The 22529-nt window shown below is 66.8% G+C and carries 14 protein-coding genes; 9 read left to right on the top strand and 5 right to left on the bottom strand.

Annotated elements, in window-relative coordinates:
• The first annotated feature begins 57 nt into the window (after positions 1-57).
• Genes BLV20_RS26665 through BLV20_RS26675 form a run of 3 tightly spaced genes read left to right on the top strand, consistent with a single transcriptional unit; the run spans position 58 to position 4131 of the window.
• On the top strand, positions 58-1602 hold the full coding sequence (locus BLV20_RS26665) for an MFS transporter (RefSeq protein WP_092305400.1): 1545 nt from the start codon (positions 58-60) through the stop codon (positions 1600-1602).
• 25 nt (positions 1603-1627) lie between these two features.
• Complete coding sequence (locus BLV20_RS26670) at positions 1628-2686, top strand: HlyD family secretion protein (RefSeq protein ID WP_092305401.1); 1059 nt, start codon at positions 1628-1630, stop codon at positions 2684-2686.
• Positions 2683-4131 (top strand): efflux transporter outer membrane subunit, encoded by a 1449-nt coding sequence (locus tag BLV20_RS26675; RefSeq protein ID WP_092305402.1) that lies wholly within the window; start codon positions 2683-2685, stop codon positions 4129-4131. Before BLV20_RS26670 ends, BLV20_RS26675 begins: the two co-directional genes overlap by 4 nt.
• A 6-nt stretch (positions 4132-4137) precedes the next feature.
• Here the strand turns inward: BLV20_RS26675 and BLV20_RS26680 are convergent, their stop codons facing one another.
• The 3 genes from BLV20_RS26680 to BLV20_RS26690 all read right to left on the bottom strand — a co-directional run bounded on the left by BLV20_RS26680 (position 4138) and on the right by BLV20_RS26690 (position 7573).
• A complete protein-coding gene (locus tag BLV20_RS26680) occupies positions 4138-4416 on the bottom strand; it encodes a PIN domain-containing protein (RefSeq protein WP_092305403.1) in 279 nt (92 codons plus the stop codon).
• Between the two features lie 236 nt (positions 4417-4652).
• A complete protein-coding gene (locus BLV20_RS26685; protein WP_092305404.1) occupies positions 4653-5399 on the bottom strand; it encodes a DUF3142 domain-containing protein in 747 nt (248 codons plus the stop codon).
• Positions 5400-5401: 2 nt separating this feature from the next.
• Positions 5402-7573 (bottom strand): PA5441 family protein, encoded by a 2172-nt coding sequence (locus BLV20_RS26690; RefSeq protein WP_092305405.1) that lies wholly within the window; start codon positions 7571-7573, stop codon positions 5402-5404.
• Between the two features lie 245 nt (positions 7574-7818).
• Here BLV20_RS26690 and BLV20_RS26695 point away from each other — a divergent pair, with 245 nt between their 5' ends.
• Genes BLV20_RS26695 through BLV20_RS26710 form a run of 4 tightly spaced genes read left to right on the top strand, consistent with a single transcriptional unit; the run spans position 7819 to position 12544 of the window.
• Positions 7819-8601, top strand: a complete 783-nt coding sequence (locus BLV20_RS26695) for an efflux RND transporter periplasmic adaptor subunit (RefSeq protein WP_092305406.1) — start codon at positions 7819-7821, stop codon at positions 8599-8601.
• On the top strand, positions 8598-9917 hold the full coding sequence (locus BLV20_RS26700; RefSeq protein WP_092305407.1) for an efflux RND transporter periplasmic adaptor subunit: 1320 nt from the start codon (positions 8598-8600) through the stop codon (positions 9915-9917). The genes BLV20_RS26695 and BLV20_RS26700 overlap by 4 nt, the downstream gene beginning before the upstream one ends.
• The gene (locus BLV20_RS26705; protein ID WP_092305408.1) at positions 9917-12013 is read left to right on the top strand and encodes a site-2 protease family protein; all 2097 of its coding nucleotides are present in this window, start codon (positions 9917-9919) and stop codon (positions 12011-12013) included. Before BLV20_RS26700 ends, BLV20_RS26705 begins: the two co-directional genes overlap by 1 nt.
• Positions 12014-12040: 27 nt before the next feature.
• Positions 12041-12544, top strand: coding sequence for a GNAT family N-acetyltransferase (locus BLV20_RS26710; RefSeq protein ID WP_092305409.1), 504 nt, complete (start codon positions 12041-12043; stop codon positions 12542-12544).
• Positions 12545-12604: 60 nt separating this feature from the next.
• Here the strand turns inward: BLV20_RS26710 and BLV20_RS26715 are convergent, their stop codons facing one another.
• Both BLV20_RS26715 and BLV20_RS26720 read right to left on the bottom strand, forming a co-directional pair.
• Complete coding sequence (locus BLV20_RS26715; protein WP_092305410.1) at positions 12605-12916, bottom strand: DUF6916 family protein; 312 nt, start codon at positions 12914-12916, stop codon at positions 12605-12607.
• Between the two features lie 54 nt (positions 12917-12970).
• Positions 12971-13558 (bottom strand): phage tail protein, encoded by a 588-nt coding sequence (locus BLV20_RS26720; protein ID WP_092305411.1) that lies wholly within the window; start codon positions 13556-13558, stop codon positions 12971-12973.
• A 479-nt stretch (positions 13559-14037) separates the two neighbouring features.
• Between BLV20_RS26720 and BLV20_RS26725 the strand changes: the two genes are divergently transcribed.
• On the top strand, positions 14038-14883 hold the full coding sequence (locus BLV20_RS26725) for a sulfotransferase family protein (RefSeq protein WP_092305412.1): 846 nt from the start codon (positions 14038-14040) through the stop codon (positions 14881-14883).
• A 52-nt stretch (positions 14884-14935) separates the two neighbouring features.
• The gene (locus tag BLV20_RS26730) at positions 14936-22528 is read left to right on the top strand and encodes an Ig-like domain-containing protein (RefSeq protein ID WP_092305474.1); all 7593 of its coding nucleotides are present in this window, start codon (positions 14936-14938) and stop codon (positions 22526-22528) included.
• Position 22529: the final 1 nt, after the last annotated feature.

Genomic DNA, 22529 nt, shown 5'->3' on the forward strand with positions numbered 1-22529 from the left:
CGTCAGCTTTTCGGCTTTTTACACTGCTTCGGTATTTCTATCGGAGTCGTTCCCTTCATGAGTTCCCTCGCCGTGGCTACGCCGGTGCCCGCAGAAGTGGCCAGTAAACCGGCAGCCGCCAGCCCCGCGGTCTTTGGCCCACGAATCATCATCGGCCTGCTCGGCGTATTGCTGGCGGTGCTGGTGTCGGGCCTCAACGAGATGGTGACCAAGATCGCCCTGGCCGACATCCGTGGCGCCCTGGCCATCGGCTACGACGAAGGCACCTGGCTGGTCGCCAGCTACACCGCCACGTCGGTGGCGGCCATGGCCTTCGCGCCCTGGTGCTCGGTGACCTTCTCGTTGCGCCGCTTCACCCTTTGCGCCATTGCCCTGTTCATCCTGCTGGGCGTGCTCTGCCCGTTCGCCCCGAACTACCAAAGCCTGTTGCTGCTGCGCACCCTGCAAGGCCTGGCCGGCGGCGCGCTGCCGCCGATGCTGATGACCGTGGCCCTGCGGTTCCTGCCGGCCAACGTCAAGGTCTACGGCCTGGCCGGCTATGCCCTGACCGCCACCTTCGGCCCCAGCCTGGGCACGCCGCTGGCTGCCCTGTGGACCGAATACGTCGGCTGGCAATGGGCGTTCTGGCAGGTGGTGGCGCCCTGCTTGCTGGCGATGTTCGCGGTGGCCTACGGCCTGCCCCAGGACCCGCTGCGCCTGGAACGCCTCAAGGCGTTCAACTGGCGCGGCCTGCTGCTGGGGTTTCCGGCGATCTGCATGCTGGTGATCGGCATCCTCCAGGGCAACCGCCTGGACTGGTTCGGCTCGCCGCTGATCTGCCTGCTGCTGGGCGGCGGCGCCTTGTTGCTGGTGCTGTTCCTGATCAACGAATGGTCGCAGCCGATTCCGTTCTTCAAGTTGCAGATGCTCGGCATCCGCAACCTGTCGTTCGCCCTGCTGACCCTGGCCGGGGTGCTCGTGGTGCTGACCGCGGTGATCATCATTCCGTCCAGTTTCCTGGCCCAGGTCCAGGGTTACCGGCCGTTGCAGACCGCCCCGGTGATGCTGGTGATGGCCCTGCCGCAGCTACTCGCGTTGCCCCTGGTGGCGGCCCTGTGCAACCTGCGCCGGGTCGATTGCCGCTGGGTGCTGGGCATCGGCCTGGCGATGCTGGTGCTGTCGTGCCTGGGCGGCACGCGACTGACCGCGGCGTGGATCCGCGACGACTTCTACGTGCTGCAACTGCTGCAGATCTTCGGCCAGCCGATGGCGGTGCTGCCGCTGCTGATGCTCGCCACCGGCAGTATCCAGCCGATTGAGGGGCCGTTCGCCTCCGCCTGGTTCAACACCGTGAAGGGCCTGGCGGCGGTGATTGCCACCGGCGTGCTGGATGCCCTGACCACCCACCGCCTGCACTTTCACTCGACCATGCTGGTGGACAGCCTCGGCAACGCGCCGCTGAGCGCCCTCGACGCCGGCAACCTCGCCCAGCGCCTGCACCGGCAGGCCGTGGTGCTGACTTCCGCCGACCTCTACTACGTCATGGCCGGCGTGGCGGCGGCCCTGATCCTGCTGATTTTCTGGCTGCCGACGCGGATCTATCCGCCACGCGCGCCGACTTGAACGTTCACTGAGACAGAAGGTTTTTATGACGATCCCAAGCAAACACACAATCGCCGTCAGCGTGGCGGCAGTCGCGGTCCTCGGCGTGCTGGCGTACCTGGTCACCGGCAAGGCCACCGAGCAGACCACCAACGATGCCTTCGTCAGCGCCGACTACACCCTGGTGGCCCCGCGCGTGGCGGGTTTCATCAAGGAAGTGCTGGTGGAAGACAACCAACGGGTCAAGGCCGGCCAGCTGCTGGCGCTGATCGACGATCGCGACCTGCGCGCCGCGGCCCAGGCGGCGGACGCCGAAACCCTGGTGGCCAAGGCGCAGCTGCAGAACGCCCGCGCCACCCTCGACCGGCAAAGTTCGGTGATCGCCCAGGCCCAGGCCTCGGTGGTGGCCGCGCGGGCGGAAATGGCCTTCGCCGAACATGAGCTGAACCGCTACAACCACCTGGCCGGGGTCGGCGCCGGCACGGTGCAGAATGCCCAGCAGGCCCGGACCCGCATCGACCAGGCCAGCGCGCGGCTGGCCACGGCCACGGCGGCGCTGGCGGCGGAACGCAAGCAGGTGGAGATTCTCACCGCCCAGCGCGACGCCGCCGAGGGTGGGCTGAAACGCGCCCAGGCAGCCCTGGAAATGGCCAGCTACGAGCTGTCCTACACGCGCATCGTCGCGCCGGTGGACGGCATGGTCGGCGAACGCGCGGTGCGGGTCGGCGCCTATGTCACGCCGGGCAGCAAGATCCTCGCCGTGGTGCCGCTGGAGCAGGCCTACGTGGTGGCCAACTTCCAGGAAACCCAGCTGGCCCACATGCGTGCCGGGCAGCCGGTGCAGGTGCGGGTCGACAGCCTCGACGGCGAAACCCTGCGCGGCCGGGTCGAAAGCCTGGCGCCGGCCACCGGGGTGACCTTCGCCGCGGTCAGGCCGGACAACGCCACCGGCAACTTCACCAAGGTGGTGCAGCGCATTCCGGTGAAGATCCTGCTGGAGCCCGGCCAGCCCCTGGCCGAACGCCTGCGGGTCGGCATGTCGGTGGAGGCGAGCGTCGATACCCTGGGCAAGGCCAGCTCCGTGCGCGAGGTGGCGAAGCGATGAGTCGTCTGCGCCAGCCGGTATTCGCCCTGAGCCTGTTGTCCCTGGCCGCCTGCACTGTCGGCCCGGATTTCCAGCGCCCCGAAGGGCCGCGGGTCGAGGCCTGGGCCAGCCCGCAACAGGCCGCACCGAGCCAGGTGGTGAACAGCCCCCTGGACGAGCGCTGGTGGGAAGTCTTCAACGACCCGCAGTTGTCGGCCCTGAGCCGGCGCGTGCTGACCGACAACCTTGACCTGCAACTGGCCACCAGCCGCCTGCAACAGAGCCGCGCGGCGCGCCAGGTGGTCACCGCCGAGCGTTATCCGACCAGCAGCGCCAGCGGCGGTTACGCACGCAAACGCAACAGCGGCGAAGGCCTGAACGACCCGTCGGGGCATGCGGGCCAGTCCGCCTTCAACCTGTGGGACGCCGGCTTCTCGGCGTCCTGGGAGCTGGATTTCTGGGGCCGCGTGCGGCGCGAAACCGAGGCCGCCGACGCGACCCTGGAAGTCGCGGAAAACGACCGGCGCGGGGTGCTGCTGGCGGTGCTGGCCGAAACCGCCCAGGACTACATCCAGCTGCGCGGCGTGCAGAGCACCCGGGCGGTGACCGAGCAGAACCTCGACGTCGCCCGCCACAGCCTCAAGCTCTCGCAACTGCGCCTGGCCGACGGCGTGGCCACCGACCTGGACGTGGCCGAAGCCGCCGCGCAGGTGGCGACCATCGAGTCGCAACTGCCGGCCTTGCGGCAGCGCCAGGCGCAACTGATCAATGCCCTGAGCCTGCTGATGGGCGAGCCGCCCCAGGCCCTGCACGCCGAACTTGCGGCGGATGCGCCGGTGCCGCAAACCCCGCGCCAGGTCGCCATCGGCCTGCCGTCGCAACTGGCCGAACGCCGCCCGGACATCCGCCAGGCCGAAGCCCGCCTGCATGCCGCCACCGCCAGCATCGGCGTGGCCAAGGGCGATTTCTATCCGCGCATCACCCTGTCGGGCAACTTCGGCTCCCAGGCTATGCAGCTGTCGGACTTCGGCTCCTGGGGCTCGCGGCAGTTCGGCATTGGCCCGCAGTTCAGCCTGCCGCTGTTCGACGGCGGCCGCCTGCGCGGCATGTTGCACCTGCGCGAGGCCCAGCAGCAGGAAGCGGCCGTCGCCTACCAGCAGACCGTGCTGCGCGCCTGGCACGAAATCGACGACCAGCTGACGCGCTACAACAGCAGCCAGCTGCGCCGCGACAGCCTCGCCGAAGCCGTGCGGCAGAACCAGATCGCCCTGCGCACCGCGCAGCAGCAATACGTCGAGGGCGTGGTGGACTTCGTCAACGTCCTCACCGTGCAAGGCGCCCTGCTGACCACCCAGGAACAACTGGTGGAAAGCTCGACCGGCGTTTCACTGGCCATGGTTGGCCTGTACAAGGCGCTGGGTGGAGGCTGGGAGTCGGTGTATCCGTTGGCGGCTGCACAGCCGTGAGCCGCCTCACCAGTACCCCGGCTTGATGGCCGGCGCCTTGTGCGTTGGTACGCGCTCCGGGAACTGGTGCCGCTGTAATTCATCGACCGTGACGACCCGCCGCATCCAGTGGGCACAGGCTTTCAACGAGCCCGGCGCGGGACGTTTGGAAACCAGCTCGCTGGCCGGGTTCTCGACGTGGGCTATATGCGCGAGCAACTGCGGCAGATCCAGCCATTTGTACGGCGTACCGGCCAACAACCCGTAGAACAGGTTGTAGCCGTCAACGAAGAAGGCGGTGCGCACAATTCCAATCCCTGGAAACGAAAAAACCGGCCTGGGCCGGTTTTTTCACCCCAACGGCCAGCGAACTTAATCGCTGCGTACGGGGTTGAGTTGTGGGGCCGATCCTAAGTTCCAGTGGTCGACTTCGTCAACCGTGCTCCGACTTAAGGTATCGACCTGCAATAGGTTCCGAACCTGTGCCAGCTGTTTTGCCTGGGCGGACCCAGAGCGTCAAGGGTGCGGCGGGTACGGATCTGTTAGGGCGTGTTGCGCTTGCTGCTGTCCTGCAATGGATTCTGCAAGAACACCACATATCCCCTGAACCACGGGCTGTCTCGCAGATAATCCGGCTCCTGCCATTCGCCGCCCTGGATCAGGCCCACCTTGAACGGCAGGCCCATGCGGTCGAGGCGGGGCAGGTAGGCGGCGTAGTTGGGGATGCTGTGGCGGCCCTGGTAGGTCTGCACCACCACTTCGTCGACGACGCCCTTGAGGCCGGCGATGGCCTCGGGGTTGGCGTTGCTGCTCCAGTCCATCAGCCCGGTGATGCTCAGGCGGTATTGGGTGGGCAGGCGCTGGCGCAGGTCGCGCAGGAAGCTGGCGTACTCGTCGAGGTAGCGGGTGCGGGCGTCGAAATCGATCTGGATGCCGACCACCGGATTGCCGGCCTGCTGCCAGCGCTGTACCTGGCCGAGCAGTTGGCGGTACACCGGTTCCGGCCAGTGCAGGGTGTGGGCGCGATAGACCACCCAGACCTCGCCCTGGCGCAGCCGCGGGATGGCCATGCCCTGGGCGATGAAATGCACCTGGCCGCTGCGGTCGCGGCGCGAGGTGCTGATCTGCCCTTGCAGGATGTACAGGGTCTTGGCCTGGTTCAGCACCGGCTGCGGGGCGACGCCGCTCCACAGCCAGAAGGCATCGTGATCGCGGGCGTCGACCGCCGCCTGGGCACTGCCGGCCAGCAACAGCCAGACCGGCAGCAGGCATCGCCAGAAGCGGCCCATGCTTACCAGTAGTACTGCTGCGACTTGCCCCACTGGGTGTCGGCGAAGGTGCCTTTGAGCTGGCGGAACCAGGCCTTGCGCACCGCGGGCTCCACGTCTTTGCCGCCACAGCGGTTGTTGCCCGAGGAGGCAAAGCAATTGATCGCGCGGTACAGGGCGTAGGCGCGGTCGTCGCGTGGCGCCTTGCTGTTGCCGATCACCTGTTTGTAGCCCTCGAGGCGGGAGAACGGTTCGCCCTTGAAGGCCGACGGCGTGCCGCCCAGGGACTGCTTGTCGGGCTGGCTGTCGAGCGGCATGCCGTCCAGGCCGTTGCGCAGGATGAACTCACCGAGGCAGTTCAGGCCTTGCGGGCTTTTCCCATCCTTCTCCAATGCCGCCGCGGTTTCCGCGATGCTCGGGCAGACGTAGCCGGACCCGGCCTCTTTACCGTTCCACTGGAACAGCTGGAGCGACTGGCCGTTGCTGTAGACGTAACCCAGGCTGTAGCCAAGCTTGTCTTCAGGGGCATTGGCCGGCAGCGCCTTGAGGTCGCTGGCGAAGGCCGCGTACTGGCCGCGCAGCAGGTCCTTGTAGAGCAGCACGAACTGCGCGGTATTGCGTTCGACCGGGTCGGCGGCCTGGCCGATCTGCTGGCGCAGCAACTCGGCGTCGGCCACATGGCGCAGCAAGATGAAGCGCACCTGCGGGCTTTGGATCGGCGAGTCGGCGGCGAACACCTTGGCCAGCTGCTGGTTGCGCTCGTAGTGCATGGCCAGGGCCAGTTCCAGCTGTTCGCGTTGCAGCGGTTGCTTGGCCAGCGGCAGCAGTTGCAGCCACAGCGCCTGTGCGCCCGAGGCGTCGTTCTTCGCCTCCAGGGCCAGGCCGCGCAGGGTCTGCTGGCTGAAGGCGAGGTAGTCGAGATTGCCCGGCAGCTCGCTGGGCAGGTGTTTCAGCGCGGCGTCCGGGTCTTGGTCGACATACAGGGCGAAGGCCGCTTGCAGGTAGTCGTACAGCGCCGGTTGCTCGGCGAAGACCGCCTTCTGTTGCTGCAAGGCGTCACGGGTCAGCTGGCCTTCGCCTTGCTCGCGCATCCACATCAGGTCGTTGACCGCCAGCAGCAGCGGCGTGCCGACTGGGCTGCGGTTGACCATCAGCAGCTTGGTGTCGACTTCTTCCACCAGCTCGTCCAGCGACAGGTTGCGCTGCCCCTCCTTGGCCTGGGTCATTTGCCAGGCGTAGTCGGCGGCGAGTTTTTCGGGGTTGCCGTCCAGCCAGTGCACCCGGCGCAGCAGGCCCTTGGCCGACGCGGCGTAGGCGCCCTGTGGATAAGTTTGCAGATAGGCGTCGAAGGCGGTTTCGGCCTGTTGCAAGGTCGACTTATCCACATGCTCGAGCGCCGGCATGCCGTATTCGTCGAAGGCGTTCTGCTGGGCGCTGTTGAGGAGCGTGCGGGCGTTCAGGTACAGCGCGGTTTCTTTCAGCCAGGCATTGGGGCTGTCCTTGAGGGTGGCAAAAGCCGCGCCGGCCTCGCTGAAGCGTCCGCTGTAGAAATCACCGGCGGCCTGTAGATAAGTGGCGAAACCCTTGCCCAGCGGGGTTTGCAGGTCGGTTGGCAGGAGGCTGGTCAGTTGCGCGCTGTCCCAGCCGCAGGCGGCGAGCAGCTTGACCCGGCTCTGCGCCAGCGCCTGGCGCTCGCTGGCCGGCAGGTCGGCGGCGATCAGCTGGTCGACGAAGGCCTGGGCGCTGGCATCCGAGTTGCTGCGGCAGCGGCTGCCTTCGCCGGACAGGAAGGCATCGCCGGCTGCTTGCGGGGTTTCGCGCACCACCTGCAAGGACTCCAGGCGGCCGTTGAGGTCAGTGTCTTGCGGGGTTTGCGAGGTACTCGCGTCCTCTGGGCCGGACGCGGGTTGCAGGCGAAATACTGGAAACGGCACCGCCCCATAACCCTCGTCCAGGTTATCGGCGTCCAGCGCTTTCGGCGTCAGGGGCAAGGCGCCGCTGTCGGCGAGCAGCAGGCGCAGGTTCACCCGGCTGTCGTTGCCCGGGTTGAGGAAGGGCAGGCTGCTGCAGCTGTCGAGGTTTTTCTTGAGCAGGGTCCAGTGCGGGTAACAGGAATCGTCGGAACTGGCCTGGGCCTGGTTGCAGAGGAGGGCGCCGAGCGCCAGTGTCAGAGACGACAGAAGACCGATACGCATGAATTGTCCTTAATCCGAAACGATGGGAGCCGAAGGTTCAAGTGTGGTGCAAATCATACAGAAGGCATTCGCTGGCATCTAAAATACCCACACGACACGACACGATACATGCCGCGCCGGACAAGGCATCTATGCTGTCAGGCGGGCGCTCGATGCCGTTGTCGGGATCGATAAAGATAGTGGCCATTTGCTTGACGCTTGCGCTTGCTGTCTTAGACTCCGCCCATCCGTCAGGGAGATCGGCTATGCGGCGTTTTCATGGATTGGGATTCGGATTGACCTGCCTGGCGTGCCTGGCCCAGGCGCAAACACCTGCACCAGACGATCCGCTGTTCAATGACAACACCGCCAGCGCCGCCGTGGCCAACGGCAGCGAGGCGCGCGGCGTGCTGCGGGCCAGGGACCAGGCGGTACTGGCCGGCGAATTGTCCGGGCGCATCGTCGAGCTGCCCTACAGCGAAGGCGAGTCCTTCAAGAAGGGCGACGTGCTGGCCCGCTTCGACTGCTCGGCCTACCAGGCCCAGCTCAACGCCGCGCAGGCCGCCAGCCGTGGCGCCAACGAAGAACTGGCGCACAACCGCCAACTGGCCTCGCTCAACTCGGTCGGCCGTTTCGAAGTGGCGCGAGCCGCGGCCAAGGTCTCCGAGACCCAGGCGCAATCCCAGGTTTATCAGGTGCAGGTCAAGCGCTGCAGCGTGATCGCGCCGTTCGACGGGCAGGTGGTGGAACGCAAGGTACAGCGCTACGAAAGCGTGACGGCCGGCTCGCCCTTGCTGGAGATCGTCGACAACCGCTCCCTGGAAATCCACCTGCTGGTGCCGTCGAGCTGGATGGGCAAGCTCAAGGCCGGGCAGACCTTCAGTTTCGTTCCCGATGAAACCGGCAAGCCGCTGGCCGCCACGGTCAAGCGCCTTGGCGCGCGCATCGACGAAGGCAGCCAGACGCTGCTGCTGGTGGCGGCGCTGCCCGATGCCGAGGGCCTGTTGGCGGGCATGAGCGGCACGGCGCGGTTCGCGGAGCTTAAATGAACGCGCCGGCAGCGGGTGCCGCCGAGCAAGTCTTCGCCCGGTTCCTCGAACTGGAGCGCCAGACCCGCGCTGCGCGCACGGTCGAGCAACTGGCCTTCAGCCTGGTCAACGACAGCCAGGCGCTGTTCGGTTTTCGCCACGCGGCCCTGGTGATCGCCGGCAAGGTCCGCGCGGTGACCGGCGTCAGCGCGCTCGACCCGAATGCGCCATTCGTGGCCTTCGTCGAGCAGGCGGTGGCGCAGTTGTTCAAGCTCGAACAGGTGCAGCAGCCCCGGGCGATCGCCGCCGAGCAACTGAGCGCGCCGGTGCGGGCCGATTGGCAGAGCCTGTCGGCGGCGCAGGTGTTCTGGCTGCCGCTGATCGACCGCCAGGGCGCGGTCTTCGGCGGCCTGTGGCTGGCCCGCGACACCCCGTGGAACCCTTCCGAACAAGTATTGCTGGCGCAACTGGGCGACACCTACAGCCATGCCTGGCTGGCGCTGCAACCGCGCAAGCCGTGGCGCCTGCGCTGGACGCGCAAGCGCCGCCTGGCGCTGCTGGCGGTCGTGCTGCTGGGCTTGCTGATTCCGGTGCGGCAGTCGGTGCTGGCGCCGGCCGAAGTGGTGCCGCTGGGCGGCCGCGTGGTGGCGGCGCCGCTGGACGGGGTGATCGCCGAATTCCTGGTCAAGCCCAACCAGGCGGTGAAGGCCGGCGACCTGCTGCTGCGATTCGAAAACACCACCCTCAATGCCCAGGCCGACGTCGCCGCCCGCGCCTTGGGCGTGGCCGAGGCGGAATTGAAGGCCAATTCCCAGCGGGCCTTTGCCGATGCCGAATCCAGCTCGAAGATCGACCTGCTGGCGGCGCGGGTCGAGCAGAAGCGCGCCGAACGCGATTACGCCCGCCAATTGCTCAAGCGCAGCGAGGTCCGCGCCGAACGCGACGGCATCGCGGTGTTCGCCGACGCCGAGCGCTGGACCGGCAAGCCAGTGCAGACCGGCGAGCGGCTGATGGAAATCGCCGACCCGGGCCAGGCCGAGTTGCGCATCGAGCTGGCGGTGGGCGACGCCATTGCCCTGGAGCCCGGCGCGCAGGTGGCGCTGTTTCTCGACAGCGACCCGTTGCAGCGCCACCTGGCCAGCCTTGAACGGGCGGCCTACGAGGCGCAGCCGACCCCCGGCGGGCAACTGGCCTACCGCCTCGATGCGCGTTTTCGCGATGCGCCGCCACGGATCGGCCTGCGCGGCACGGCCAAGCTCTTCGGTGAGCGCGCGCCGCTGGCCCTGTACCTGCTGCGCCGGCCGCTGGCCGGGCTGCGGCAGAGCGTGGGCCTGTAATGAGCCTGCCGGCGCTGCGCGCGGACTTGCAGCTGTCGCCAGCGGCGCCGGCGCTGGACGGCTCGCCGCGCTGGACCCTGGCCGACCCGGTGCGCGGGCGCTATTTCAAGCTGGGCGCGGCGGCGATGCGCTTGCTCAGGCACTGGTCGCTGGGCGACGCCGCGCAGGTGCTGCGCGCCGCCAACCGCGAGCCGGGGTTGCCCCTGGGCGGCGCGGAACTGGAAGAACTGCTGGGCTTTTTGCGCAGCCACGACCTGATCAGCGCCCTCGACCCGCAACAGCGCGCCAGCTACGACCTCAAGGCGACCGCGCAGCAACAGAGCCTGTGGCAGGTGTTGCTGCACCAATACCTGTTTTTCCGCATCCCGCTGTGGCGCCCGGACGCCTTTCTCAATCGCGCCTGGCCGTGGCTGGCGCGGTTCGGGCCGGGGCTGCTGCGCTACGGTTTGCCGCTGACCCTGGGGCTGGGCGTGTTCCTGGTATCGCGGGACTGGCAGCGCTTCCTGGCGACCTTCCCGCATCTGTTCAGCCTCGGCGGGGCCCTGGCGTTTGCCGTGGCGCTGCTCTTCGCCAAGCTGTGCCATGAGTTCGGCCACGCGTTCATGGCCAAGCGCGCCGGTTGCCGGGTGCAGAGCATGGGAATGGCGTTCATGGTGCTGTTGCCGATGTTCTACACCGACGTCAGCGACGCCTGGCGGATCAACGACCGCCGCGCGCGCTTGCTGATCGGTGCCGGCGGCGTGCTCGCCGAGCTGCTGCTGGCGAGCATCGCCCTGCTGGCCTGGTCGCTGCTGCCGGACGGGCCGGCACGCACGGCGGCCTTCATGCTCGCCAGCGCCACCTGGATCACCACGCTGGTGATCAACCTGAACCCCTTCATGCGCTTCGACGGTTACTTTTTGCTCAGCGACTTCTGGGAAGTCGACAACCTGCAAGGGCGGGCCTTCGCGCTGTGTCGCTGGCGCCTGCGCGAGGCCCTGTTCGGCTACCGGCAGCCGGCGCCGGAGCCCTGGTCGCCGGCCATGCAGCGGCGCCTGCTGTGGTGGGGCTACGGTTCGTGGCTGTGGCGCGCGGTGCTGTTTTTCGGGATCGCGCTGGCGGTGTATCACCTGTTCTTCAAGCTGCTGGGCATCTTCCTGATGCTGGTGGAACTGGCGTGGTTCATCTTCCTGCCCATCGTGCGGGAATGGCGCGAATGGTGGACGCGTCGCGAGCAGGCGCAGGCGTCGCGGGTGTTGCTCAGCAGCCTCGGGCTGGTGGCGGTGCTGCTGTTGGTGGCGGTGCCCTGGCGCAGTTCGGTGCAGGTGCCGGCGATGCTCGAGGCCGGGCGGGCCAGCGCCTTGCATGCGCCGGTGGCGGCGCGGGTGCTTCAGGTGAATGTCAGCGACGGCCAGGCGGTGAGCAAGGGCCAGGTGCTGATCGAGCTGGAGTCCCCGGACCTGGCGTCGCGCCAGGCCATCGCCCGTCGTGAAATCGACATCCAGCAATTGCAGATGCGCCGCCGGGCCGGGCGCAGCGAGACGGCGGCCGACGCCGGGATCGTCGAGCAACAACTGGCCGAGGCGGTGGCCGAGTATCGCGGCCTGTCGGCGCAACGCGAGCGCCTGCTGCTGCGCGCGCCAGAAACCGGCCAGCTGCGCGATGTGCTGCCGCAGCTGCAAGTGGGCCGCTGGGTATCGCCCAAGGACCCTTTGGCGCGGGTGGTCGAGCCGGGCGCGCGGGTGCGCGGCTTCCTCGCCGAGGCCGACCTGTGGCGGGTCGCGCCGGGCGCCACGGGCCGTTTTATCGCCGACGACCCGATGCACCCGGCGCTGGAGGTGCAATTGACCGAAGTCGATACCAACGGCGTGGCCGCTATCGACCAGGAGGCGCTGACCTCCGATCACCATGGGCCGATTGCCGTGCGCCGCGATGAAAACCACCGCGCCGAACCGGTCCAGGCGCAATACGGCGCGCGGCTCAAGGTGCTCGACGCCGGCGCCAGCCCAAGCCAGCCGCTGCGCGGCGTGGTGGTGTTGCAGGGGCGCGGCGAGTCGCTGCTCGGTACGGCCTGGCGTCGCCTGGCGGCGCTGGGCGTGAGGGAAAGCGGGTTCTGAGACAGGGCATTTTCAAGGAGAACGCACATGCTGCAAAAGGATTCGGCCATGTCCGATGGCCTGGTGGTCCGTCCGTCGCGACCCACCGACGGGCCATTTCTGCAAAGCCTGTACCGCTCGGCGCGCAGCGATCTGCAATGGATCGACGGCGAACAGGAGCAGATCGAGCAGGTAATCGCCCAGCAGTTCCAGGTGCAGGAGCAGGGGGCGGGGGAGAACTTCCCCGGCGCCATGCATTACGTGATCGAAAAGCTTGGCAGCGCCATCGGCGCCCTGACCACCGATTTCGGCGCCAATGAAATCCGCGTGCTGTACCTGGCGTTCATTCCCGCCGCCCGCGGGCGCGGCTATGGGCGCACGGTGCTGCAAGGCGTGCAGAAGGCCGCCGCGCAGGTGCGCTGCCCGGTGGCCACGGTGGTCTGGGCCAGCAACCCGCATGCGCGCCGGCATTACCTGGCGCTGGGGTTCCAGGTCGAGGAAGCCAACCCGGCGGCCGAGCGGCTGGTGTGGTACCCCGGCCCGCGCGCATGAGCCGCGCGGCCCGGCGGGGCTGGGCCAGTGCCTGGAGCGGTGGCGCCAGGCACGCGTATTTCAGTTGAAGGCGATGAAGAAGTAACCCAGCGTCGGGTCGCGGCCCAGGGCCGGCACCCTTGAGACGAAGATGTCCTGCAACTGGCCGACGCCGGGCAGGTCAAGCTCGCACAAGCCATCGACGAACGCCGTCGGCTGCAGGCTGTTGAGCTCGACGCAGAACGGCATGCGCGCGCTGTTCGGCATACGGGCCTGGGGAGTGTCCTTGATCGACTCGATATGCACCGACAAGACGCTGCCGTCCGGTAGTAACAGGTTGCAGGTTTGCCCCAGCAAGGGCTGGAAATGCTCACTTTGCAGCAGATGCAGCATGGCGCCACTCCTGGCCGGAAAAAGGGCCGGGGGGCTGGCCCCCCGGCGTGAACGTCAATTGCGCGACGGGAACAGGCCGTTCAGGGCCACGCTGAAGTTGATCACCAGGAACGGGTTCATGACTTCCAGCGGCAGGCCGTTGCCGGCGGGCGAGATGGTGCCGGAAATCGTGGTGCTGACCCCCTGCAGGGGCACCGGCGTGGCACCCAGCCCGTCGGAATAGATGGTCGCGGTGCCCGGCCCGCCGCCGGAGGTGCCGATGAACGAGTTGGTGGCCGTCGGCGCGCTGACCGGGCTGCTGGCGGGGTTGGCCAATTGCAGCGTGGTGGCGGCGCTCACGCTGGCGAGGGTGTGGGTGTGGGACGGCAGGTTGTTGAGGGTCGGGGTGACGTTTTCGGTACCGGAAACTTCGCCGATCACCCGTGGCGTCAGGCCCAGCCCGTTACCCTGGCCGATCGGCAGCCGCCCTTGCAGGTTCGGCAGTTGGAAGTTGGTGGTGCCGTTGCCGCCGTAATAGGTGCCCAGCAGCGAAAACAGCGCCTGGTACTGCGAAATCCCCAAGGTCTGGCCATAACAGGAGGCCCAGCCGCTGGGGGGGAAGTTAAAGGAAAAAGCTTGAATGGTGCCCATGAACACTTCCATAGTTTTTTATCCTTCAGGTTAATCAGTGGTACTCCCTGAGCCGGTCCTGGCGTCTGGCCTGATAGCTTGCCCAATCGGGGCCGCGCCTCAGGCTGGCTCGTCGACAGCACTGGTTAGCGTAGACGCTGTTGCACCAGTCGCCCGGGATGACGCAATGCCCGATGCCCGACCGGACGAACAGCGCTGCCGCGTAGGAAAAACGCCGAGGCGCGGGGCCTGCGCGCCGTTGTGCAGCGCGCCACGGGCCCGGCCGGGCGGTGCCATTGGCCATGGATAGCCGGCAGTTGTCGAAGGCGGGGAATAAAAAATCGTCGCAGGTCGTTCACAGGCTTAATCGGTACACGTTCAGTAATAGAGCGCCGGGTGTTTTTAAAGCACACACTCTCTATGGTTTTTGCTCCGAATTGATATCAGAAGACCACTAGTCGGTTTTCTGACCCTGCACTACGCTTTGCCCTACAAATGGACTTATCGCTAGGGTGAAGGGATTGCCGCAGTTCCACTTTGTCTCCGGTTTACCGCGCTCAGGGTCGACCCTGCTGTCGGCTATTCTGCTGCAAAACCCGCGGTTTCACGCCGGCATGACCAGCCCGGTGGGTGCGCTGTTCAGCGGCATCCTCGAACAATGCAGCGCCGGCAGCGAATACGGCGCTGTACTCGATATCGACATGCGCCGGCGCCTGCTGCGCGGGCTGTTCGACTCCTATTACGCCGACAAGGCCGACAAACCCGTCATCTTCGACACCAATCGCCAGTGGTGCGCGCGCCTGCCGGCCTTGAAGGACCTGTTTCCCAAGGCCCGGACCATCGCTTGCGTGCGCAATGTGGCCTGGGTCATGGACAGCCTCGAGCGCCTGTACCGGGCCAATCCCTTCGAAAACACCAAGCTGTTTGGCGATGCGGCCGAGCGCAATTCGGTGTACAGCCGCTGCGAAACCCTGGCCCAGCACAACCGGCTGGTGGGGTATGCCTGGACCGCCCTGAAAGAAGCCTATTACGGCGAAAACGCCGACTCGCTGCTGATCGTCGACTACGACCTGCTGAGCCAGGCGCCGGAGCGGGTGATGCGGCTGGTCTACGACTTTATCGGCGAACCCTGGTTCGACCACGATTTCAACAGCCTGGCCTACGACGCGCCCGAGTTCGACCAGGCGCTGGGCCTCTCGGGCCTGCACAAGGTCAAGGCGCGGGTGGCGCTTGAGTCGCGCCGTACCATCCTGCCGCCGGACCTGTTCGAAAAGTATGCGGAGCTGTCCTTCTGGAAAGACGGGGCCGCCAGCGCCGCCAATGTCATTCGTATGAAATCCGACGCCGCGATCCATTGATCGCGGTTTTCATTCCTGCACCTTTCAGCACGTTCGAGTCCGGGTGAGCATCATGTGGTGGAGCAAAGGCAAGTCGCGGGTCAGTCAACGGGCCGCCGGGCGGGCGAGTGCCCTGGCCTCACCGATGATCATGCCCCTGGAGCCGCGCATGCTGTTCGACGGCGCGGTGGCGGCGACGGTGGCCGATGCCGCCCAGCCGGACAACCCGGTCGCCACGGACGTGGCCAAGACCCCGACCGCCGCCGATCAGCCGAGTGTCAGCCAGGACACCCATGGCCAGGCCGATGCGCCAGCGGCCGCGACCCCGCCGGCGATACCGGGTTTGACGGTGGTGTTCGTCGACTCGCGGGTCAAGGACGCCGACAGCCTGCTCCAGGGCATGGCCCCCGGCACCCAGGTGGTGCAACTGGGGGCGAACCAGGATGGCCTGCAACAGATCGCCGATTACCTGGACCAGCATCAGGGCGTCAGTTCGGTGCAGATCATCGCCCACGGCAATGCCGGCGACCTGTGGCTGGGCAACAGCTATCTGTCGGCGGACAACGTCCAGACGCGCGACACCGTGCTGGCGGACATCGGCCAGGACATGAACGCCGGCGGCGATATCCTGATCTACGGCTGCTACACCGCCGAGGGCGAGCGCGGCCTGGGCTTCATCGACTCGCTGGCGCAACTGACCGGCCGCGATGTGGCCGCTTCCAGCGACCGCACCGGCCTGGGCGGCGACTGGGAACTGGAGATCGCCACCGGCACCATCGAAAGCGCCAACGTGCTGTCTGCCCAGGCCATGCAGGATTATCAGTGGGGGCTGGCGACCTGGACCGCCACCAACAACGCCAACTCCGGCGTGGGTTCGTTGCGGGCGGCACTGGCGTCGGCGCAGAACGGCGACATCGTCACCTTCAGCAGCGGCATGACGGTGCAGCTGACCTCCGAACTGCTGGTCAACAAGAACGTGCTCATCGACGGCGACCTGAACAACGACGGTGCGGCGGACGTGATCCTCGACGGCCAGTACCGCACCCGCGTCATCGAAGTGACCGCGGGCAGTACCGTGACCCTCGATGGCCTGGTGATCACCCGGGGCCTGGTCTCCGGTAACGGCGGCAACGGCGGGTATGGCGCGACCGGCGCCATGGCCGGGGGGATTTTCAACGCCGGCAACCTGACCCTCAACAACGTCACCGTGACTTCCAACGCGGCCTCGGGGGGCGGCGGTGGCGGCGGTGTCACCGGTGCGTTCTACGGCGGTGGCGGTGGTGGCGGCGGTGGCCTGGGTGGCCAGGGTGGCGGCCACGGCGGTTCCGCCGGCCCCGGCACCGGCACATTGGGCGGCCAGGCGGGCGGCGGTGGCGTGGGCGGTTATGGCGGTGGCTACGACGCCATCCACATGGGCGGTCGCGGCGGTAGCAGCACCGGCGGCGCGGGCGGCGTGGGCGTGTCCTACTACAGCAACGGCGGCAACGGCGCCTCGGCCACCAACGGCACGATTTCCATCGGCGGCGGTGGCGGCGGCGCGGGTTGGGACAAGGTCGGCGGCGCGGGCGGCAATGCCGCCGGCGGGATCTACAACGCCTCCAGCGGCACCATCACGGTGATCGGCACCTCGACCATCAGCAACAACATCGGCGCGGGCGGCGGCGGTGGCGGGGGTGGCGGCCAAGGCAGCAACGCCAGCAATGGCGGGATTGGCGGCCGCGGCGTCGGCGCGGTCTGGAACAAGGGCACCTTCCTGATCACCGCTGCCAACTTCTCCGCCCTGAGCGGCAACGCGGCGGCCAGTGGCGCCGGTGGCGTAGCGCTGGGCGGTGGCAGCAACGGTACTTCGCCGACGTCGGTGGCGACCATCTACAACGACGGCGGCATCCTCAATACCGCCTATGCACCACCGCCCACCGCGACCATAGTGGTGGCGGACACCGCGCTGAAAATCGGCGAGACCTCGCTGGTGACCATTACCTTCAGCGAGGCGGTGACCGGCTTCAGCAACGCCGACCTGACCATCGCCAACGGCACGCTGACCGCGGTGAGCAGCAGCGACGGCGGCATTACCTGGACCGCCACCTTCACCCCAACGGCCAGCATCACCGATACCAGCAACGTCATCACCCTGGATAACACCGGGGTCATCAATGGCCTGGGCACCGCCGGGGTCGGCACCACCAACTCCAACAACTATGCGATCGATACCGCACTGCCGACCGCGACCATAGTGGTCGCGGACAACGCCTTGAGGGTCGGTGAAACCTCGCTGGTGACCATCACCTTCAGCGAAGCGGTCAGCGGTTTCACCAACGCCGACCTGAGCATCGCCAACGGCACGCTGAGCGCGGTGAGCAGCAGCGATGGCGGCATCACCTGGACCGCGACCTTCACCCCGAGCGCCAGCATCACCGATGCCAGCAACCTGATCACCCTGGACAATACCGGCATCGCCGACCTGGCCGGCAACGCCGGCAGCGGTACCAGCGATTCCAACAACTATGCGATCGACACCGTGCGCCCGACCGCGACCATTGTGGTCGCCGACAGCACCCTCACGGCGGGCGAAACTTCCCTGGTGACCATCACCTTCAGCGAAGCGGTGAGCGGCTTCACCAACGCCGACCTGAGCATCGCCAACGGCACGCTGAGCGCGGTGAGCAGCAGCGATGGCGGCATTACCTGGACCGCCACCTTTACCCCGACCGATGGCATCAGCGACACCAGCAACCTGATTACCCTGAACAACACCGGCATCGCCGACCTGGCCGGCAACACCGGTAGCGGCACCACGGACTCGGGCAACTACGTGATCAACACCGCGCACCCGACGGCGACCATAGTGGTGGCCGACAATGCCCTGAGGATCGGTGAGACCTCGCTGGTGACCATCACCTTCTCCGAGGCGGTGACCGGCTTCAGCAACGCCGACCTGAGCGTCGCCAACGGTACGTTGAGCGCGGTGAGCAGCAGCGATGGCGGCATCACCTGGACCGCCACCTTCACCCCGAGCACCAGCATCACCGATGCCACCAACCTGATCAGCCTGGACAACACCGGCGTCCAGAACAGCGTGGGCAACCTGGGCCAGGGCAGCACCAACTCCAACAACTACGCCATCGACACGGTGCGGCCGACCGCGACCATCGTAGTTGCCGATACCGCACTGAGGATCGGCGAAACCTCGCTGGTGACCATCACTTTCAGCGAAGCGGTGAGCGGCTTCAGCAACGCCGACCTGAGCATTGCCAATGGCACCCTGAGCGCGGTGAGCAGCAGCGATGGCGGCATCACCTGGACCGCGACCTTCACCCCGAGCGCCAGCATCAGCGACACCAGCAACCTGATCACCCTGGACAATACCGGCATCGCCGACCTGGCCGGCAACGCTGGCAGCGGCACCACCGATTCCAATAATTACGCCATCGATACGCTGCGCCCGACCGCGACCATCGTGGTCGCCGACAGCGCCCTCAGCGCCGGTGAAACCTCGCTGGTGACCATCACCTTCAGCGAAGCGGTGAGCGGCTTCAGCAACGCCGACCTGAGCATCGCCAACGGTACGTTGAGCGCGGTGAGCAGCAGCGATGGCGGCATCACCTGGACCGCCACCTTCACCCCGACCGTTGGTATCAACGATGCCAGCAACCTGATCACCCTGAACAACACCGGTATCGCCGACCTGGCCGGCAACAGCGGTAGCGGTACCACCAACTCTGGCAACTACAGCATCGACACCGTCCTGCCGACCGCGACCATCGTGGTCGCCGACAGCGCCTTGAGGATCGGAGAAACCTCGCTGGTGACCATCACTTTCAGCGAGGCGGTGACCGGCTTCAGCAACGCCGACCTGACCATCGCCAACGGTACGTTGAGCGCGGTGAGCAGCAGCGATGGCGGCATCACCTGGACCGCGACCTTTACCCCAACGGCCAGCATCAGCGACCCCAGCAACGTCATCACCCTGGACAACAGCGGCGTGAGCAACGCCTCGGGCAACGCCGGCAGCGGAACCACCGACTCGAACAATTACGCGATCGATATGGTGCGCCCGACCGCGACCATCGTGGTCGCCGACAGTGCCCTGAGGATCGGCGAGACCTCGCTGGTGACCATCACCTTCAGCGAGGCCGTGGGCGGTTTCAGCAATGCCGACCTGAGCATCGCCAATGGCACCCTGAGCGCGGTGAGCAGCGGCGATGGCGGCATCACCTGGACCGCGACCTTCACCCCGAGCGCCAGCATCAACGACACCAGCAACGTCATCACCCTGGATAACACTGGCATTGCCGACCTGGCCGGTAACACCGGCAGCGGCACCAGCGATTCCAACAACTATGCGATCGATACGCTGCGGCCGACCGCGACCATTGTGGTCGCCGACAGCACACTCACTGCCGGCGAGACCTCGCTGGTGACCATCACTTTCAGCGAGGCGGTCAGCGGCTTCAGCAACGCTGACCTGAGCATTGCCAACGGCACCCTGAGCGCGGTCAGCAGCAGCGATGGCGGCATCACCTGGACCGCCACCTTTACCCCGACGGTCGGCATCGCCGATGCCAGCAACGTCATCACCCTGAACAACACCGGGGTCAGCGACCTCGCGGGCAACAGCGGTAGCGGCACCACCAACTCCGGCAACTACAGCATCGACACCGTCCTGCCGACCGCGACCATCGTGGTGGTGGATGACAACCTGAAGATCGGTGAAACTTCACTGGTGACCATTACCTTCAGCGAAGCGGTCAGCGGTTTCAGCAATGCCGACCTGACCGTGGCCAATGGCACGCTGAGCGCGGTGAGCAGCAGCGATGGCGGCATCACCTGGACCGCCACCTTCACCCCGACGGCCAGCATCAGCGATACCAGCAACGTCATCACCCTGGACAACAGCGGCGTGAGCAACGCCTCGGGCAACGCCGGCAGCGGCACCACCGATTCCAATAACTATGCGATCGACACCGCGCGCCCGACCGCGACCATCGTGGTCGCCGACAGTGCCCTGGGGGTGGGCCAGACGTCCGTGGTCACCATCACCTTCAGCGAGGCGGTGACCGGCTTTACGCTGGCCGACCTGACCGTGGCCAACGGTACGCTGAGCGGCCTGAGCACCAGCGACAACATCACCTACACCGCGACCCTCACGCCGACTGCCGCTGTCACCGACACCTCCAACCTGATTACCCTGGACAACACCGGTGTCACGGATGGGGCGGGCAATGCCGGCAGCGGCACCACCGATTCCAACAACTACGCGGTCGATAGCCAGCGGCCGGTCGCCACCGTCGTCCTCGCCGATACCGGCCTCAAGGCCGGCGAAACCACGTTGGTGACCATCACCTTCAGCGAAGCAGTGAGCGGCTTCGACAACAGCGACCTGAGCATCGCCAACGGCACCCTGAGCGCGGTCAGCAGCAGCGACGGCGGCATCACCTGGACCGCCACCTTCACCCCGACGGCGGGCATCACCGACCTGAGCAACCTCATCACCCTGAACAACACCGGTATCACCGACCTGGCCGGCAATAGCGGCACCGGGACCACCAACTCCGCCAACTACAGCATCGAAACCGTGGTGCCGACGGCCACCATCGTGATTGCCGACACGGCGTTGAAGGCCGGCGAAACCTCGCTGGTGACCATCACCTTCAGCGAGGCGGTGAGCGGTTTCGACAACAGCGACCTGACGCTGGCCAATGGCACCTTGAGCGCGCTGAGCAGCAGCGATGGCGGGGTCACCTGGACCGCGACTTTCACCCCGAACGCCAACGTCAGCGCTGCCAGCAACCTCATCACCCTGAACAACGGTGGCGTGACCAACGTCTCGGGCAATACCGGCAGCGGCACCACCGACTCCAACCACTACAGCATCGACACGGCCCGTCCGACGGCGACCATCGTGGTGGCCAACCCGATGCTGCCGATCGGCGAAACCAGCCTGGTGACCATCACTTTCAGCGAGGCGGTGAGCGGCTTCGACAACAGCGACCTGACGGTGGCCAACGGCACCCTGAGCGCGGTGAGCAGTAGCGATGGCGGCATCACCTGGACCGCGACCTTCACCCCGAACGCCAACGTCAGCGATGCCAGCAACCTGATCACGCTGAACAACAGCGGGGTCAGCGACCTGGCCGGCAACGCCGGCAGCGGCAGCAGCGACTCGAACAACTTCATCATCGACACCGGGCGCCCGACCGTCAGCATCGTGCTCGCCGACAGCACCCTGAAGGCGGGTGAAACCACCACGGTCACCATCACCTTCAGCGAGGCGATCAGCGGCCTCACCAACGCCGACCTGACAGTGGCCAACGGCACCCTGGGGGCGCTGAGCAGCAGCGACGGCGGCATCACCTGGACCGCCACCTTCACCCCGGCCAGCAACATCAGCGACAGCAGCAACCAGATCACCTTGAACAATGCCGGGGTGATGGACGCGCTCGGCAACACCGGCAGCGGCACCACCGATTCGGCCAATTACGTGATCGACAGCACCCGGCCCACCGCGACCATAGTGGTGGCCAACCCGATGCTGGCCGTGGGCGAAACCTCGCTGGTGACCATCACTTTCAGCGAGGCGGTGAGCGGCTTCGACAACAGCGACCTGACGGTGGCCAACGGCACCCTGGGCGCGCTGAGCAGCAGCGACGGTGGCGTCACCTGGACCGCGACCTTCACGCCCGGCAGCAACCTCAGCGATACCACCAACCTGATCACCCTCAACAACAGCGGGGTCAGCGACGCCTCGGGCAATACCGGGCTGGGCAGCACGGATTCGAACAATTACCTGATCGACACCCAGCGGCCGACCGCGACCATCGTGGTCGCCAACAGCAGCCTCGGCGTGGGCCAGACCAGCAGCGTGACCATCACCTTCAGCGAGGCGATCAGCGGTTTCACCAACTCGGACCTGACGGTGGCCAACGGCACCCTGAGCGCCCTGAGCAGCAGCGACGGCGGCCGGACCTGGACCGCGACCCTGACGCCCACCGCCAACATCAGCGATACCAGCAACGTCATCACCCTGAACAACGGCGGGGTCAGCGACTCGTTCGGCAATACCGGCACCGGCAGTACCGATTCCAACAATTACGCGATCAACAGCGTGCCGGCGACCAACCCCCCCACGCAGTTGCCGGTGGGCGATCCGGAGTTCCGTTCGAGCGACCCGGTGGTTCCGCCGTTGCCGCCGTATGTGCCGCTGCAACCGGCGGTCAGCGCTCCGCCGGTGGGCAACCTGGGCTCGCCACTGACCTTCGCGCCGCTGTTCGAGCAGCGGGTGCTGGGCGACGGGATCCGGCCGCTGGGGGATATTTTCATCAACAACGGGGCCCTGGCGCCGAGCTTTATTGCCCAGGTATTCGGCAGCAGCGATGCCGGCGGCGACGGCAACGGCCATGGTTTCCTGGGGTTTGGTGGCGGCGACGGCGGGGTGTTCGGCCAAAGCACGCTGTCGGTGCTGTTCAGCCAGGACTCCGCCGAGGACGAAGGTTCGCGCAGTTCCCTTGGCGACAGGGCCGGCGACCTTTCCCAGGGTGGGCGCGGGGTGTTTGGGGCGCCGTCGCTGACCCAGCAATTGCAATTGATGCAAGACGCCGAGCAACGGCAGATCCGCGATCTGGCCATGGCGTTCGAACAGGCCGGCATCAGCGCAATGCCGGCCTGAA

This window comes from Pseudomonas sp. NFIX28 (assembly GCF_900107395.1).
Lineage (GTDB): Bacteria > Pseudomonadota > Gammaproteobacteria > Pseudomonadales > Pseudomonadaceae > Aquipseudomonas.

Bases quoted from the DNA above. Each gene is read 5' to 3' on its own strand.
- BLV20_RS26665 (WP_092305400.1), top strand. From the start codon at position 58: ATGAGTTCCCTCGCCGTGGCTACGCCGGTGCCCGCAGAAGTGGCCAGT.
- BLV20_RS26670 (WP_092305401.1), top strand. From the start codon at position 1,628: ATGACGATCCCAAGCAAACACACAATCGCCGTCAGCGTGGCGGCAGTC.
- BLV20_RS26675 (WP_092305402.1), top strand. From the start codon at position 2,683: ATGAGTCGTCTGCGCCAGCCGGTATTCGCCCTGAGCCTGTTGTCCCTG.
- BLV20_RS26685 (WP_092305404.1), bottom strand. From the start codon at position 5,399: ATGGGCCGCTTCTGGCGATGCCTGCTGCCGGTCTGGCTGTTGCTGGCC.
- BLV20_RS26690 (WP_092305405.1), bottom strand. From the start codon at position 7,573: ATGCGTATCGGTCTTCTGTCGTCTCTGACACTGGCGCTCGGCGCCCTC.
- BLV20_RS26695 (WP_092305406.1), top strand. From the start codon at position 7,819: ATGCGGCGTTTTCATGGATTGGGATTCGGATTGACCTGCCTGGCGTGC.
- BLV20_RS26700 (WP_092305407.1), top strand. From the start codon at position 8,598: ATGAACGCGCCGGCAGCGGGTGCCGCCGAGCAAGTCTTCGCCCGGTTC.
- BLV20_RS26705 (WP_092305408.1), top strand. From the start codon at position 9,917: ATGAGCCTGCCGGCGCTGCGCGCGGACTTGCAGCTGTCGCCAGCGGCG.
- BLV20_RS26710 (WP_092305409.1), top strand. From the start codon at position 12,041: ATGCTGCAAAAGGATTCGGCCATGTCCGATGGCCTGGTGGTCCGTCCG.
- BLV20_RS26715 (WP_092305410.1), bottom strand. From the start codon at position 12,916: ATGCTGCATCTGCTGCAAAGTGAGCATTTCCAGCCCTTGCTGGGGCAA.
- BLV20_RS26720 (WP_092305411.1), bottom strand. From the start codon at position 13,558: ATGGAAGTGTTCATGGGCACCATTCAAGCTTTTTCCTTTAACTTCCCC.
- BLV20_RS26730 (WP_092305474.1), top strand. From the start codon at position 14,936: ATGTGGTGGAGCAAAGGCAAGTCGCGGGTCAGTCAACGGGCCGCCGGG.